Consider the following 15,383-nt stretch of genomic DNA (forward strand, 5'->3'; position numbering starts at 1 on the left):
GTCGTACCCTTGCGGGGGTCGGGCAGGTGCCCGGCCCCCGTCCGTATAAGTCCGAGGAAGTTGGTCCAGCCGTGGTTATGGGGTTCTCGATCGCCCTCATCGTCTTCAGCGGGCTGCTGATGCTGCTCGTTCTGATGCACAAGGGCAAGGGTGGCGGCCTCTCCGACATGTTCGGAGGCGGAATGCAGTCTTCCGTCGGTGGCTCCTCGGTCGCCGAGCGCAACCTGGACCGCATCACCGTCGTGGTCGGTCTGCTCTGGTTCGCGTGCATTGTCGTACTCGGCCTGCTGATGAAGTTGGACGGGTAACTCCAATCACTGGACGCGCGTTGGGCCTTACGTAGACTGGGGCATCTTCGAGCACCATCACGCAGGGAGTTACGACCGTGGCAAGTGGCAACGCGATCCGGGGAAGCCGGGTCGGAGCGGGGCCGATGGGGGAGGCCGAGCGGGGCGAGTCGGCACCGCGCCTCCGCATCTCCTTCTGGTGCTCGAACGGGCACGAGACGCAGCCGAGCTTCGCCAGCGACGCAGCGGTCCCGGACACCTGGGACTGCCCGCGCTGCGGCTTCCCGGCAGGTCAGGACCGGGACAACCCGCCGGACCCGCCGCGCACGGAGCCGTACAAGACCCATCTCGCCTATGTCCGTGAGCGGCGCAGCGACGCCGACGGCGAGGCGATCCTCGCCGAGGCGCTCGCCAAACTGCGCGGCGAGATCTGAGCGTGGTGTGACGGTGTGACGAACGGGCCCCGCCCGCGAATTCGATTCGCGGGCGGGGCCCGTTCGCCGTTCCCGCTCCGCTGCGCGTCGACCGCCCCCCTGATCAATTAGGTTGGGGGGTGCAGCGGGGCAGACAAGCAGTAAGAGAAGAAGTGGGCGATGTCCGAGATGACTACCGAAGGCCGTACCAGGCTCAACCGGCTGCCCGAGTGGGCGGCCCTCGGCAAGCACCGTGAGCAGCTGGGCGAGACCCACCTGCGTGAGCTGTTCGCCGCCGAACCGGCGCGCGGCACCGACCACACCCTGCGGGTCGGCGACCTCTACCTGGACTACTCCAAGCACCTCGTCACCGGCGAGACGCTGAACCTGCTGCGCGAACTGGCCGCCGCCACCGGCGTCGCCGAGCTCCGCGACGCCATGTTCCGCGGCGAGAAGATCAACACCACCGAGGACCGGGCGGTCCTCCACACCGCGCTCCGCGCCCCCCGCGGGGCCGTGATCGAGGTCGACGGGGAGAACGTCGTCCCCGCCGTCCACGCGGTCCTCGACAAGATGGCCGCCTTCGCCGGCACCGTCCGCGCGGGCTCCTGGACCGGCCACACCGGCAAGCCGATCAAGAACATCGTCAACATCGGCATCGGCGGCTCCGACCTCGGCCCCGCCATGGCCTACGAGGTCCTGCGCTCCTACACGCAGCGGGACCTGACGTTCCGTTTCGTCTCGAACGTCGACGGCGCCGACCTCCACGAGGCCGTCCGCGACCTCGACGCGGCCGAGACGCTCTTCATCGTCGCCTCGAAGACCTTCACCACCATCGAGACGATCACCAACGCCACCTCGGCGCGGGACTGGCTCCTCACCGAACTGCGAGCCGGCCAGGAGGCCGTCGCCAAGCACTTCGTCGCCCTCTCGACCAACGCCGAGAAGGTCGAGGAGTTCGGCATCGACACGGCGAACATGTTCGAGTTCTGGGACTGGGTCGGCGGCCGCTACTCCTACGACTCCGCCATCGGCCTCTCCCTGATGATCGCCATCGGCCCGGAGCGCTTCCGCGAGATGCTCGACGGCTTCCACCTCGTCGACGAGCACTTCCGCACCGCCCCGCCCGAGGAGAACGCGCCCCTGCTCCTCGGCCTCCTCGGCGTCTGGTACGGCGCCTTCTTCGACGCCCAGTCGCACGCCGTCCTGCCGTACTCCCACTACCTCTCCAAGTTCACCGCCTACCTCCAGCAGCTCGACATGGAGTCCAACGGCAAGTCGGTGGACCGCGACGGCAACCCCGTCGACTGGCAGACCGGACCCGTCGTCTGGGGCACCCCGGGCACCAACGGGCAGCACGCGTACTACCAGTTGATCCACCAGGGCACCAAGGTCATCCCCGCCGACTTCATCGGCTTCGCCCGGCCCGTCGACGACCTGCTCCCCGGTCTCGTCGCCCAGCACGACCTGCTGATGGCCAACTTCTTCGCCCAGACCCAGGCACTCGCCTTCGGCAAGACGCCCGAAGAGGTACGGGCCGAGGGCGTCCCGGAGGAGCTCGTCCCGCACAAGACCTTCCAGGGCAACCACCCGACCACCACGATCCTCGCCGACGCGCTCACCCCGTCCGTCCTCGGCCAGCTGATCGCGCTCTACGAGCACAAGGTCTTCGTCCAGGGCGCCGTCTGGAACATCGACTCCTTCGACCAGTGGGGCGTCGAACTCGGCAAGGTCCTCGCCAAGAAGATCGAGCCGGTCCTGACGGCTGCCGACGGGGTCCAGGGCGGCGAACACCTCGACAGCTCGACCTCCGGGCTCGTCACCGCCTACCGAACGCTGCGCGACCGGGGCTGAACACCATGACGGGGGAGAACGCGGTGCGGCTGAGGCCGCCGAGGAACGCCGTGGACGAGCGGGCCGTCACCTGGTGGCGATGCCGGCTCCTGATCACCACCGCCCTCCCGGTGCTGGTGCTCGCCGTCCTCGGCGCGCTCATCGGGCCCGCCCGGCCCTGGCTGCTCACCGCCGCCGGCGCCGTGGCGGCCCTCGGCCTCGCCTGCACCACGTTCCTCCCCGCCTGGTGGTACCGCGTCCACCGCTGGGAAGTCACCGACGACGCCGTCTACGTCCGCACCGGGGCCTTCTGGCAGGAATGGCGGATCGCCCCGATGTCCCGGATCCAGACCGTCGACACCGTGCGCGGCCCGCTGGAGCAGTACTTCGGACTGGCCACCGTCACCGTGACCACCGCCTCCGCCAAGGGCGCCATCCGCATCGAGGGCCTCGACCACGAGCCGGCCGCCGAACTCGCCGAACGGCTCACGCTGCTCACCCGGGCCACCCCCGGGGACGCCACATGAGCGAGGCGCCCGGCGGCGCCGACGGCGGGGAGTGGCGGCAGCTGGACCCCCGTACCGTCGTCGTCCGGGTCGCCCTCTTCGCCGGCGTCCTCGGCGGCGCCGCACTGCCCATCGCCTTCGGCCTGGCCGGGGACCGGCCGCTGTGGCAGGCCTTCGGCTGGGTCGCCGCCGGGGTCGCGCTCGCCCTCGCCGTCGACATCGTCACCGAGACCGTCCGCTACCGCCGCACCCGCTACCGCATCGGCCCCGAACGGGTGGAACTCCACACCGGACTGCTCGTCATACAGCGCCGCTCGCTCGCCCGCGAGCGCGTCCGCAGCGCCGACCTGAGCGCCAACCCCCTCCAGCGCGTCTTCGGCCTCGTCAAGGTCCGCGTCGGCACCGGCGAGCACAGCGGCGGCGAGTCGACCCTCGAACTCGACCTGGTCACCCGGGCCGAGGGCGAGCGGCTCCGGCACGAACTGCTCGCCCGCACCGCCGAGCCCGCCGGGGAAACGGACGAGGACCACACCCTCGCCACCCTCGACCCGCGCTGGATCCGCTACGCCCCCGTCTCCTTCCTCGCGCCCGCCCTCGGCGGCGCGGCCGCCGGCGCCGTCATGCAGGTCAGCGAGTGGTTCGGTGCCCAGGGCAAGGTCATCCACTGGATAGGGGACCGCTTCCAGGACATCTCCGTGCCCTGGATGATCGTCGACCTGGCCCTGATCGCCACCGTCGTCGGAGCCGTCGGCGCCCTCGGCCTCTGGGTCGAGATGTGGTGGAACTACCGCCTGGAGCGCGAACCCGGCGGCACCCTCCGCGTCGTCCGCGGCCTCTTCACCGCCCGTTCGGTCTCCCTGGAGGAACGCAGGCTGCGCGGGATCGAGCTGGTCCAGCCGCTCGGCGTACGACTGTTCGGCGCCGCCCGCGTCGACGCCGTCGCCACCGGCCTCGCCCAGGACGACGGCGACAAACACGCAGACCTCAAGAACCTGCTCCCGGCCGTGGACCGCGCCACCGCCGACAGGGTCGCCGCCCTCGTCCTGCGCGAGCCCGAACCCCCCACCGCCGCCCCCCTCACCCCCCACCCCCGCGCCGCCCGCACCCGCCGCGTGCGCTGGGCCCTGTGGAGCGTCCTGGCCCCCGTCGCCCTCCTCGCCCTCCTCGGCCTCCTCCTCACCCCGGTCCTGCTCTACGTCGCCGCCGGCTGCGCCCTCGTCCTCACCCCCCTCGCCACCCTCCTCGCCCTCGACGCCTACCGCGGCCTCGGCCACGCCCTCACCGACGACTACCTCGTCACCCGTTCCGGCACCCTCCGCCGCGCCACCGTCGCCCTCCAACGCTCCGGCGTCATCGGCTGGACCCTCAAACAGTCCTACTTCCAACGCAAGGCAGGCCTCCTCACCCTCACCGCCACGACAGCGGCGGGACAGGGCGCCTACGACATCCTGGACGCGAGCGACACCCAGGGCCTGTCCTTCGCCGCCGGGGCCGTGCCCGGCCTCCTGGAGCCGTTCCTCGAAACGGAGCCCGCGCGAGGAGGACGCGAAGCCCCTGGGGAACGTGTGAGCGGTGCACCGTAATATGTGCGCCTGAATCGGGCCTGATCGCGGTGTGCCGCGCTCCTGCCGGTCCACCGTCGAACGGAGTCCGCTCTTGCCCACGCTCATACGCGAGGCGCCGCTGCCCGAGGCCCCGGCCGCTCCTTCGGCCGGACGCGCGGGCGGCATGCTGCCGTCACTGACGGGCATGCGCTGGGCCGCGGCTTTCCTGGTCTTCGCGTTCCACACGTACAAGTTCGGATATTACGGACCCGAGGAGGAGAAGCTGGTGGCCTGGGCCACCCGCTCCGGCAGCGTCGGGGTCATGTTCTTCTTCGTCCTCTCCGGATTCGTGCTGACCTGGTCGGCCCGTCCGAAGGATCGGTTCTTCACCTTCTTCCGGCGAAGGCTCGCCCGTATCTACCCGGTCCACCTGGTCACCGCCGGCATCGCCCTCGCCCTCGCCTTCACCGTGCTGCCCTGGCTGCGTAGCGGGGAGCGGACCGCACCCGAGGCGATCGCCGCCAACCTGCTCCTGGTGAGCTCCTGGGACTACGACTGGTGGCAGGCGGCCAACCCGGTCAGCTGGTCCCTGGTCTGCGAGGCGTTCTTCTACGCGTGCTTCCCGCTGCTCTACGCGGTGCTGCGAAGGGTGGGACCGAAGGTCCTGACCGGGGTGGCGGTGCTGTGTGTGCTCAGCGTCGTCTACCAGCCCGACGACTACTACCTCTACAGCTTCCCGCCGGCCAGGCTCGCCGAGTTCGTCCTCGGCATCGCGGTGGCGAGGCTCGTCCAGCTCGGCAAGTGGCGTGGGCCCGGCCTCGAAGGCGCGATGGCCCTGACGCTGATCGGCTACTTCGCCGTCCCGCTCGTGTCACCGCGCGGTCTTTCCTGGACCGCGCTCATCGGCCTCACCACGCTGATCGCCGCGGGCGCCGTGGCCGACATCAAGGCGGAGCCGTCGATGTGGCGCCGTCCGGCGCTCGTGAAGCTGGGCGAGTGGTCGTTCGCCTTCTACATGATCCACCTGCTGGTGATGCACTCCCTGCGGCTGTGGGTGGGCGAGAAGCCGGGGCTCGACACGCTGCCGGCGCTCGGCCTCACCGGACTGGCCTTCGCCGCCTCCCTCGCGCTCGCCGCCCTTCTCTACACGTATGTGGAGGAGCCCGGACGCCGGCTGGTCCTGGGCAGGACGCGCCTCTCGCTCCGCGGGCGCCGCTGACCGCGCCGCGACCCTGCACATGCCAAAGGCCCGGTCCACCGAGGGGTGAACCGGGCCTGTGGGGTGGTGCGTCAGGCCGAGGCCGGTGGGTACAGGTCTCGTGGGAGCTCGGACGCGGCGGCGGCGTCGAGGAGCCAGAGGGTGCGGGTGCGGCCGTAGGCGCCGGCGGCGGGGGCTTGGATCTCGCCGGCGCCGGAGAGGGCGATGGCGGCGGCCTTGGCCTTGTCCTCGCCGGCGGCGAGGAGCCAGACCTCCTTGGCGGCGCGGATGGCCGGGAGGGTGAGGGAGACGCGGAGCGGCGGGGGCTTGGGGGCGCCGTGGACGCCGACCACCGTGCGCTCGGTCTCGCGGACGGCCGGGAGCTCGGGGAAGAGCGAGGCCACGTGGGTGTCGGGGCCGACACCCAGCATCAGGACGTCGAAGGCCGGTACCGGGCCGTGTTCGGCGGCCGCGGCCAGTTCCTCCGCGTACGCGGCGGCGGCGGAGTCGACGTCGCCGTACGGGCCGTCGGAGGCGGGCATGGCGTGCACCCGCGCCGGGTCCAGCGGGACCCGGTCGAGGAGTGCCCCACGTGCCTGGGTGACGTTCCGCTCGGGGTCGCCCTCGGGCAGGAAGCGCTCGTCACCCCACCACAGGTCGAGCCGGGACCAGTCGACCGCGTCCCGCGCGGGCGCCGAACCGAGCGCCGCGAGCAGGCCGTTGCCGTTGCGGCCGCCGGTCAGCACGACCGAGGCCGAGCCGCGGGTGGCCTGGGCGTCCACGATCCGGGTGATGAGCCGGGCCGCGGCGGCCTGCGCCATCAGCTCCTTGTCGCGGTGGACGACCAGCTGAGGGGCGCTCACTTGGCCGCCGCCTTCTTGGCCGTGGCCTTCTTCGCGGCGGGCTTGGCGGCCGGCTCGGGCGTCACGACGGCCTCGGCCTCGGCCTCGGGGGCCTCGGGCGCGGCTTCGGGGGCGATGGTGGCCGCCTCCTCGTCGAGACGCTCAAGGCCGTACTTGAGCGCCGTCGCGTACGTGTCGTCCGGGTCGAGCCTGCGCAGCTCCTCCGCGATCAGCTCGGCCGTCTCGCGGCGCTTCAGCGCCACGGCACGGTCGGGCTGCCCCTGGATGGAGAGCGTCGCGAGCGAGCCGTCCGGCCGGTCGAGGACGATCGGCCCCGTGCTGGTCTCCATGCGGACGGAGGTCAGGCCCGGGCCGGTCGACTTCGAGCGCCGCACCGGCACCTTCAGCCGCTCGGCCAGCCACATCGCGAGCAGTTCGACGCTGGGGTTGAACTCCTCGCCCTCCACCTCGGCGGAGGTGACCTCGCACGCGACCTGGTCGAGCGCGGCGGCCAGCATCGAGCGCCACGGGGTGATCCGGGTCCACGAGAGGTCCGTGTCGCCCGGGGTGTACGTGTCCGCCCGCGCCGTCAGCTCCTGGATGGGCTGCTCGGCGGAGTAGGTGTCGGTCACCCGGCGCTGGGCGAGGGCGCCCAGCGGGTCGTGCGCCGGGTCGGTCGGCGCGTTCACCGGCCACCAGACGACGACGGGGGCGTCCGGGAGGAGCAGCGGGAGCACCACCGACTGGGCGTGGTCGACGACCTCGCCGTACAGCCGGAGCACCACCGTCTCGCCGGTGCTGGCGTCGGCGCCGAGGCGGACCTCGGCGTCGAGCCGCGCCGTGGCGCGGTCCCGCGGCGAGCGCGAGACCCGCTTGATGACGACGAGCGTCCGCGAGGGGTGCTCGCGGGACGCGTCGTTGGCCGCCTTCAGCGCGTCGTAGGCGTTCTCCTCGTCGGTGACGATCACGAGGGTGAGCACCATGCCGACGGCCGGCGTACCGATCGCCCGCCGCCCGAGCACCAGCGCCTTGTTGATCTTGGAGGACGTGGTGTCCGTCAGGTCGGTCTTCATGGCCGGCGCCAGCTCCTGCCGTCTCGTGCGAGCATCTCGTCCGCCTCGACCGGACCCCAGGTCCCGGACTGGTACTGCGCGGGCTTGCCGTGCTTGTCCCAGAACTGCTCGATCGGATCGAGGATCTTCCAGGACAGCTCGACCTCCTCGACGCGCGGGAAGAGGTTCGAGTCGCCGAGCAGGACGTCGAGGATGAGCCGCTCGTACGCCTCGGGGCTGGACTCCGTGAAGGACTCGCCGTACGCGAAGTCCATGGACACGTCCCGGATCTCCATCTGGGTGCCGGGCACCTTGGAGCCGAACCGCATCGTCACGCCCTCGTCCGGCTGGACCCGGATGACGATGGCGTTGCGGCCGAGTTCCTCGGTCGCGGTGTGGTCGAAGATGGAGTGCGGGGCGCGCTGGAAGACGACCGCGATCTCCGTGACGCGGCGGCCGAGACGCTTGCCGGTGCGCAGGTAGAAGGGGACGCCCGCCCAGCGGCGGTTGTCGATCTCCAGCTTGATCGCCGCGTAGGTGTCGGTCTTCGACTGGGGGTCGATGCCGTCTTCCTGGAGGTAGCCGACGGCCTTCGCGCCGCCCTGCCAGCCGGCCGCATACTGGCCGCGGACCGTGGACTCGCCCAGGTCCTTGGGCAGCTTCACGGCGCCGAGGACCTTGGTCTTCTCGGCGGCGAGCGCGTCGGCGTCGAAGGAGGCGGGCTCCTCCATCGCGGTCAGCGCGAGCAGCTGGAGCAGGTGGTTCTGGATGACGTCACGGGCGGCACCGATGCCGTCGTAGTAGCCGGCGCGGCCGCCGATGCCGATGTCCTCGGCCATGGTGATCTGGACGTGGTCGACGTACGACCGGTTCCAGAGCGGCTCGAAGAGGGTGTTGGCGAAGCGGAGCGCCAGGATGTTCTGGACGGTCTCCTTGCCGAGGTAGTGGTCGATGCGGAAGACCGCCTCGGGCGGGAAGACCTCGTGGACGACCTCGTTGAGCTCCTTGGCGGAGGCCAGGTCGTGGCCGAAGGGCTTCTCGATGACGGCACGGCGCCAGGAGCCGTTCTTCTGGTCGGCCAGGCCGTGCTTCTTGAGCTGCCGGACGACGAGGGGGAAGAACTTCGGCGGCACCGACAGGTAGAAGGCGAAGTTGCCGCCCGTTCCCTGCGCCTTGTCCAGCTCCTCGATGGTGGCCTTCAGCTGGTCGAAGGCGTCGTCGTCGTCGAAGTCGCCCTGGACGAAGCGCATCCCCTGGATCAGCTGCTGCCACACCTCCTCGCGGAACGGGGTGCGGGCGTGCTGCTTGACGGCATCGTGGACTTCCTGGGCGAAGTCCTCGTCCTGCCACTCGCGACGGGCGAAGCCGATCAGCGAGAAGCCCGGCGGCAGCAGACCACGGTTCGCGAGGTCGTAGACGGCGGGCATCAGCTTCTTACGGGACAAATCGCCCGTGACACCGAAAATCACCAGACCCGACGGCCCCGCGATACGCGGGAGCCGTCGGTCTGCGGCGTCACGGAGCGGGTTGGCTCCGGTGACTGCGCTCAAGGTGCTTACGCCTCCGAGGGTGCGCGGCGGGCGAGCTCCGCCTCGGTCGACTTGAGGAGGTCGTTCCAGGACGCCTCGAACTTCTCGACGCCCTCGTCCTCCAGGAGCTGGACGACCTCGTCGTAGCTGATGCCCAGCTTCTCGATGGCCGCCAGCTCGGCGCGGGACTGCTCGTAGGTGCCGCGCACGGTGTCACCGGTGACCTCGCCGTGGTCGGCGGTGGCCTCCAGGGTGGCTTCCGGCATGGTGTTCACGGTGCCGGGGGCGACCAGGTCCACCACGTACAGGGTGTCCTTGTACGCCGGGTCCTTGACGCCGGTCGAGGCCCACAGCGGACGCTGCTTGTTGGCCTGCGCCTTGTCGAGGGCGGCCCAGCGGTCGGAGGAGAAGACCTCCTCGTACGCCTCGTAGGCCAGGCGGGCGTTGGCCAGCGCGGCCTTGCCCTTGAGTGCCTTGGCCTCGTCGGTGCCGATGCCGTCCAGGCGCTTGTCGATCTCCGTGTCCACGCGGGAGACGAAGAAGGAGGCCACCGAGTGGATCTTGGAGAGGTCGAGGCCGCGCTCGCGGGCCTTCTCCAGGCCCGCCAGGTAGGCGTCCATGACCGCGCGGTAGCGCTCCAGCGAGAAGATCAGCGTCACGTTGACGCTGATGCCGAGGCCGATGACCTCGGTGATCGCCGGCAGACCCGCCTTGGTGGCCGGGATCTTGATGAGCGTGTTGGGGCGGTCCACCAGCCAGGCCAGCTGCTTGGCCTCGGCGATGGTGGGGGCCGTCTCGTGGGCGAGACGGGGGTCGACCTCGATGGAGACCCGGCCGTCCTGGCCGTCGGTCGCGTCGAAGACCGGCCGCAGGATGTCGGCGGCGTCGCGGACGTCCGCCGTCGTGATCATGCGGATGGCCTCGTCGACGGTCACCTTGCGGGCGGCGAGGTCGGCGAGCTGCTGCTCGTAACCGTCGCCCGAGGAGATCGCCTTCTGGAAGATCGACGGGTTGGTGGTCACACCGACCACATGGCTCTGGTCGATGAGCTCGGCCAGGTTGCCGGACGTGATCCGCTTGCGCGAGAGGTCGTCCAGCCAGATCGCGACGCCTTCGTCGGAGAGGCGCTTGAGAGCGTCTGTCATGGGAATTGCATCTCCATTAAGTCGTACGTATGGGCGTCAGCGCGCGGCGGCGTCGAGGGATTCCCGCGCCGCGGCGACGATCGCCTCGGGCGTGAAGCCGAACTCGCGGAAGAGGACCTTCGCGTCGGCCGAGGCGCCGAAGTGCTCCAGGGAGACGATCCGGCCGGCGTCGCCGACGTACTTGTGCCAGGTGAGACCGATGCCCGCCTCGACGGCGACCCGGGCCTTGACCGACGGCGGCAGGACCGAGTCCTTGTACGCCTGGTCCTGCTCCTCGAACCATTCCACGGACGGCATCGAGACCACCCGGGTCGGGACACCGGCGGCCTGGAGCTGATCGCGGGCCTCGACGGCGAGGTGCACCTCGGAGCCGGTGCCGATCAGCACGACCTGGGCGTCGCCGCCTTCGGCCTCGAACAGCACGTAGCCGCCCTTGGCGGTGCCCTCGTTCGGCGCGTACGTCGGCACGCCCTGGCGGGTCAGCGCGAGGCCGTGCGGGGCGCCCTTGCCGAAGACCTTGGTGTGGCGCTGCATGATCTCGCGCCAGGCGATCGCCGTCTCGTTGGCGTCGGCCGGGCGAACCACGTTCAGACCCGGGATCGCGCGCAGCGAGGCCAGGTGCTCCACCGGCTGGTGCGTCGGGCCGTCCTCGCCAAGACCGATCGAGTCGTGGGTCCAGACGTACGTCACCGGCAGGTGCATCAGGGCCGACAGACGCACGGCGTTGCGCATGTAGTCGGAGAACACCAGGAAGGTGCCGCCGTAGATGCGCGTGTTGCCGTGCAGCGCGATGCCGTTCATCTCCGCGGCCATGGAGTGCTCGCGGATGCCGAAGTGGATCGTGCGGCCGTACTTGTCGGCCTCCGGCAGCGGGTTGCCCTCGGGCAGGAACGACGAGTTCTTGTCGATCGTCGTGTTGTTGGAGCCGGCGAGGTCGGCCGAGCCGCCCCACAGCTCCGGGATGACCGCGCCGAGCGCCTGCAGGACCTGGCCCGAGGCGGCGCGGGTGGCGACACCCTTGCCCGGCTCGAAGACCGGGAGCTTCTCGGCCCAGCCGGCCGGCAGCTCGTTCGCCTGGATCCGGTCGAAGAGGGCGGCCTGCTCCGCGTTGGCCGTACGCCATTCGGCGAGCGACTTCTCCCAGGCGGCGCGGGCCTCGCGGCCGCGGTCGCCGAGCGAGCGGGTGTGCGCGATGACCTCGTCGGAGACCTCGAAGGTCTGCTCCGGGTCGAAGCCGAGGACGCGCTTGGTGGCCGCGATCTCCTCGTCGCCGAGCGCCGAGCCGTGCGCGGCCTCGGTGTTCTGCGCGTTCGGCGCGGGCCAGGCGATGATCGAGCGCATCGCGATGAACGACGGACGCTCGGTCTCGGCCTCGGCGGCCTTGATCGCCGCGTACAGCCCGGCCGGGTCCAGGTCGCCGTTGGCCTGCGGCTCGACGCGCTGGACGTGCCAGCCGTACGCCTCGTACCGCTTCATCGTGTCCTCGGACACGGCCGTCTCGGTGTCGCCCTCGATCGAGATGTGGTTGTCGTCCCACAGCAGGATCAGGTTGCCGAGCTTCTGGTGGCCGGCGAGCGAGGACGCCTCCGCGGAGATGCCCTCCTGGAGGCAGCCGTCACCGGCGATCACGTAGATGTGGTGGTCGAACGGGGAGGTGCCGGTGGCCGCCTCCGGGTCGAACAGACCGCGCTCGTAGCGGGCGGCCATGGCCATGCCCACGGCGTTGGCGACACCCTGGCCCAGCGGGCCCGTGGTCGTCTCGACGCCGGCGGTGTGGCCGTACTCCGGGTGACCGGGGGTCTTCGAGCCCCAGGTGCGGAAGGTCTTCAGGTCGTCCAGCTCGAGACCGAAGCCACCCAGGTAGAGCTGGGTGTACAGGGTCAGGGACGAGTGGCCGGCGGAGAGGACGAACCGGTCGCGTCCGACCCACTCGGGGTCGGCCGGGTCGTGCCGCATCACCTTCTGGAAGAGGGTGTACGCGGCGGGCGCCAGGCTCATCGCCGTACCGGGATGGCCGTTGCCGACCTTCTGTACGGCGTCCGCGGCCAGGATGCGGGCGGTGTCGACGGCCCGCTGGTCCAACTCGGTCCACTCGAGGTCTGTGGTGGTCGGCTTAGTGCTCACCCTGGGTCAGGGCTCCTCTCCACATGTCTTGGGCCGGTGACTGAGGGTGTACCGGCGTTGTCGAGCCTACCCCCGCCGAACGCCCCTCTTTTCGTGTCCATGCCCCTCAAATGAGCGGAGAAATGAAAGGACACAGCAAGAGTGCCGGTGGCTGTGCGACTTCGCCTGCCGAGCCGCGCCCGGACTCGCCGCAGAACGCGTCCACCCCTTGGGACGTACCCCTCCAACACGACCCCACCCCCGCGAAGATCGGCGTCTGGGCAACGTCTACAGTGGCGTGGTACGCGCAAGCTTCACCCCGCCTTCATCCGGGGAGCTTGCTGGGAAATTCTCTGTCAGGGGTGTGCGTGACGGCCGTCGAGTCCCGACCCGCAGGGGTCGTCTTGACTCCCAGCCCGGGGGGCCATCGGCCGTTCGGGGCCCGCGTCAAGGCATACGTGGCGCTGACCAAGCCGCGGATCATCGAGCTTCTGCTCATCACCACCGTCCCGGTGATGTTCCTCGCCGAGCAGGGCGTGCCCGACCTCTGGCTGGTGCTCGCCACCTGCTTCGGCGGCTACCTGTCGGCGGGCGGCGCCAACGCGCTGAACATGTACATCGACCGCGACATCGACGCGCTGATGGACCGCACCTCCCAGCGGCCGCTGGTCACCGGCGTCCTCACCCCGCGTGAGGGCCTGGTCTTCGGACTCACCCTCGCCGTGGTCTCCACGCTCTGGTTCGGCCTGCTGGTCAACTGGCTCTCCGCCGCGCTCTCGCTCGGCGCGCTCCTCTTCTACGTCGTGGTCTACACGATGATCCTGAAGCGGCGCACCGCCCAGAACATCGTCTGGGGCGGCATCGCGGGCTGCCTGCCGGTGCTCATCGGCTGGTCGGCCGTCACGAACTCGATGTCGTGGGCCGCGGTCATCCTCTTCCTGGTCATCTTCTTCTGGACGCCGCCGCACTACTGGCCGCTGTCCATGAAGGTGAAGGACGACTACGCACGCGCGGGCGTGCCCATGCTGCCGGTGCTGGCCTCCAACAAGGTGGTCGCCAAGCAGATCGTGCTCTACAGCTGGGTCATGGTCGCCGTCTCGCTGCTGCTCACCCCGCTGGGCTACACGGGCTGGTTCTACACCTCGGTGGCGCTGCTCACCGGCGGCTGGTGGCTCTGGGAGGCGCACGCGCTCCTCAACCGCGCGAAGGCCGAGGCGACGGGCGCCAAGCTCAAGGAGATGCGCCTCTTCCACTGGTCCATCACCTATGTCTCGCTGCTCTTCGTGGCGGTCGCGGTGGACCCCTTCCTGCGCTGACGCGCTCATCTGATACGCACGGCCGGCGGCCGGGTCACGTGGGATAGGCCACGTGACCCGGCCGTCGCCAGTCGATCTACCGCTCGGTAGCATCCCTGTCATGGCAGACACGAAGCAGGCAGAGCGCAAGGCGGCCAAGCTCGCCAAGGAGATCCAGGCCTTCTCCAAGGAGCACGGCGGCTCCGAGGGCCACCTCGCGCACATCGGCCAGGCCGGCACCCGGATCGTCCTCGTCGGCACGGACGGCGGCTGGGGCGACCTGGTGGCGCCGACCTACGAGGTCGCGCGACAGGCCGCCGACAAGGCCGGCCTCACCCTCCACGAGGAGTTCGACGGCGAGTTCGCCGCCAAGGTCGAGACCGGCCCGTACGAGTGGACCCGGATGGCCGGTATCCAGATCGGCGGCCCGTCCAACAGCTGACGGCCGAGGCAACAACCTCGCGCGGGGCTCACCCGTTAGGACGTGTGGAGACACGTCCACACAGGGAGCCCCCCGAGATGATCGACACGCCGAGCCTGGTCGACCAGTACTGCCACGGGGTGCTCCGTACCGAGCTCGGCCTCGGCACCTTCGAGGCCCGGCTCGGCGCCCACCTCGGCCAGGCCACCGCGCTGCCCGCCGCCGGCACTACCCTGTTCGACACCCAGACCGGGTTCGCCGTACGCCGCTGGTGCCCGCCGCTCCTCGGCCTCGAACCGCACTGCCCGCCCGCCCGCTACCTCGCCCGCCGCCGCGAACTCGGCGCCGCCGAGGCGGGCCGCCGGCTGCTGCGGGCCTCCGGGATCTCCACGTACCTGGTCGACACCGGGCTCCCCGGCGACCTCACAGGACCTGCCGAGCTCGCCGCCGCGGGCGCCGCCGAGGCCCATGAGATCGTCCGCCTCGAACCCCTCGCCGAACAGGTCGCCGACACCTCGGGGACCGTCGAGGCCTTCCTCGCCAACCTCGCCGAGGCCGTCCACGGAGCCGCCGCCGGCGCGGTGGCCCTCGCCTCCTCCTCGGGGGTACGCCGAGGGCTCGCGCACACCCCCGACCCGCCGGGTCCCGGTGAGGTACGCGGGGCCGCCGGGCGCTGGCTCGCCGGCCGCGCCGCCGGCGACCGGCTCACCGACCCCGTCCTGCTGCGCCATCTGCTCTGGATCGCCGTCACCGCCGGGCGCCCCCTCCAGCTGCACACCGGGGACCGCGACCCGTCCGTCGTCGCCGGTTTCGCCGCCGCGACCGCGGGGCTCGGGGCCGATCTCGTGCTGCTCCACGCCTACCCGTACCACCGGGAGGCGGCGCGGCTGACCGGGGTCCACGCGCACGTGTACGCCGACCTGGGACCCGTACTCGCGCACACGGGGGCGCGGGCGGCGGCGGCGCTCGCCGAGGTCCTCGAACGGGCGCCGTTCGGCAAACTGCTCTTCTCCAGCGGCGCCCACGCGCTGCCCGAGCTCCATGTGGTGGCCGCGAGCACCTTCCGCTCGGCGCTCTCCCGGGTGCTCGGCGAATGGGTCGCCGACGGCGCCTGGTCCCCCTCGGACGCCCGGCGCGTCGCCGGCATGATCGCCGCGGACAACGCACGCCGCGTCTACCGGCTGGGACCCGCTGCCGGGCCCCGCTGGTAGACGC

14 protein-coding genes are annotated in these 15,383 nt (G+C 71.0%); 9 read left to right on the forward strand and 5 right to left on the reverse strand.

All coding sequences use genetic code 11. The features are described from left to right. Nucleotides 1–77: 77 nt before the first annotated feature. The 6 genes from secG (at nt 78) to ACZ7G1_RS31940 (ending at nt 5,802) form a co-directional block, all read left to right on the forward strand. Entirely contained in the window at nt 78–308 is a 231-nt protein-coding gene (gene secG / locus ACZ7G1_RS31915; RefSeq protein WP_017238647.1) for a preprotein translocase subunit SecG, read from the forward strand. Nucleotides 309–385: 77 nt separating this feature from the next. Further along, the gene (locus ACZ7G1_RS31920; RefSeq protein WP_078908267.1) at nt 386–721 is read left to right on the forward strand and encodes an RNA polymerase-binding protein RbpA; all 336 of its coding nucleotides are present in this window, start codon (nt 386–388) and stop codon (nt 719–721) included. A gap of 159 nt (nt 722–880) precedes the next feature. Further along, a complete protein-coding gene (gene pgi / locus ACZ7G1_RS31925) occupies nt 881–2,554 on the forward strand; it encodes a glucose-6-phosphate isomerase (RefSeq protein ID WP_470878384.1) in 1,674 nt (557 codons plus the stop codon). A 5-nt stretch (nt 2,555–2,559) separates the two neighbouring features. Next, nucleotides 2,560–3,060 (forward strand): PH domain-containing protein, encoded by a 501-nt coding sequence (locus ACZ7G1_RS31930; protein ID WP_470878382.1) that lies wholly within the window; start codon nt 2,560–2,562, stop codon nt 3,058–3,060. Next, a complete protein-coding gene (locus ACZ7G1_RS31935; protein WP_470878380.1) occupies nt 3,057–4,622 on the forward strand; it encodes a PH domain-containing protein in 1,566 nt (521 codons plus the stop codon). Before ACZ7G1_RS31930 ends, ACZ7G1_RS31935 begins: the two co-directional genes overlap by 4 nt. Nucleotides 4,623–4,695: 73 nt before the next feature. Next, complete coding sequence (locus ACZ7G1_RS31940) at nt 4,696–5,802, forward strand: acyltransferase family protein (protein ID WP_470878379.1); 1,107 nt, start codon at nt 4,696–4,698, stop codon at nt 5,800–5,802. A 71-nt stretch (nt 5,803–5,873) separates the two neighbouring features. On the opposite strand, the gene pgl is transcribed toward ACZ7G1_RS31940, so the two are convergent. The 5 genes from pgl to tkt are packed head-to-tail and all read right to left on the reverse strand — an operon-like array spanning nt 5,874 to nt 12,473. Further along, entirely contained in the window at nt 5,874–6,644 is a 771-nt protein-coding gene (gene pgl, locus ACZ7G1_RS31945) for a 6-phosphogluconolactonase (protein ID WP_470878377.1), read from the reverse strand. Next, nucleotides 6,641–7,696 carry a glucose-6-phosphate dehydrogenase assembly protein OpcA gene (opcA, locus tag ACZ7G1_RS31950; RefSeq protein ID WP_470878375.1) on the reverse strand — a complete coding sequence of 352 codons (1,056 nt, stop codon included), beginning with the start codon at nt 7,694–7,696 and terminating at the stop codon, nt 6,641–6,643. The genes pgl and opcA overlap by 4 nt, the downstream gene beginning before the upstream one ends. After that, on the reverse strand, nt 7,693–9,225 hold the full coding sequence (zwf, locus tag ACZ7G1_RS31955; RefSeq protein WP_470878373.1) for a glucose-6-phosphate dehydrogenase: 1,533 nt from the start codon (nt 9,223–9,225) through the stop codon (nt 7,693–7,695). The genes opcA and zwf overlap by 4 nt, the downstream gene beginning before the upstream one ends. Nucleotides 9,226–9,230: 5 nt before the next feature. Continuing rightward, nucleotides 9,231–10,349 (reverse strand): transaldolase, encoded by a 1,119-nt coding sequence (tal, locus tag ACZ7G1_RS31960; protein ID WP_470878372.1) that lies wholly within the window; start codon nt 10,347–10,349, stop codon nt 9,231–9,233. A gap of 36 nt (nt 10,350–10,385) precedes the next feature. Beyond that, nucleotides 10,386–12,473 carry a transketolase gene (gene tkt / locus ACZ7G1_RS31965; protein WP_470878370.1) on the reverse strand — a complete coding sequence of 696 codons (2,088 nt, stop codon included), beginning with the start codon at nt 12,471–12,473 and terminating at the stop codon, nt 10,386–10,388. Nucleotides 12,474–12,820: 347 nt separating this feature from the next. Here tkt and ACZ7G1_RS31970 point away from each other — a divergent pair, with 347 nt between their 5' ends. The 3 genes from ACZ7G1_RS31970 (at nt 12,821) to ACZ7G1_RS31980 (ending at nt 15,379) form a co-directional block, all read left to right on the forward strand. Beyond that, on the forward strand, nt 12,821–13,768 hold the full coding sequence (locus ACZ7G1_RS31970; RefSeq protein WP_470878369.1) for a heme o synthase: 948 nt from the start codon (nt 12,821–12,823) through the stop codon (nt 13,766–13,768). 100 nt (nt 13,769–13,868) lie between these two features. Further along, the gene (locus ACZ7G1_RS31975) at nt 13,869–14,189 is read left to right on the forward strand and encodes a hypothetical protein (RefSeq protein ID WP_470878367.1); all 321 of its coding nucleotides are present in this window, start codon (nt 13,869–13,871) and stop codon (nt 14,187–14,189) included. Between the two features lie 77 nt (nt 14,190–14,266). Beyond that, a complete protein-coding gene (locus ACZ7G1_RS31980; RefSeq protein ID WP_470878366.1) occupies nt 14,267–15,379 on the forward strand; it encodes an amidohydrolase family protein in 1,113 nt (370 codons plus the stop codon). Nucleotides 15,380–15,383: the final 4 nt, after the last annotated feature.

It is taken from the genome of Streptomyces sp. NPDC037273, from assembly GCF_055603625.1.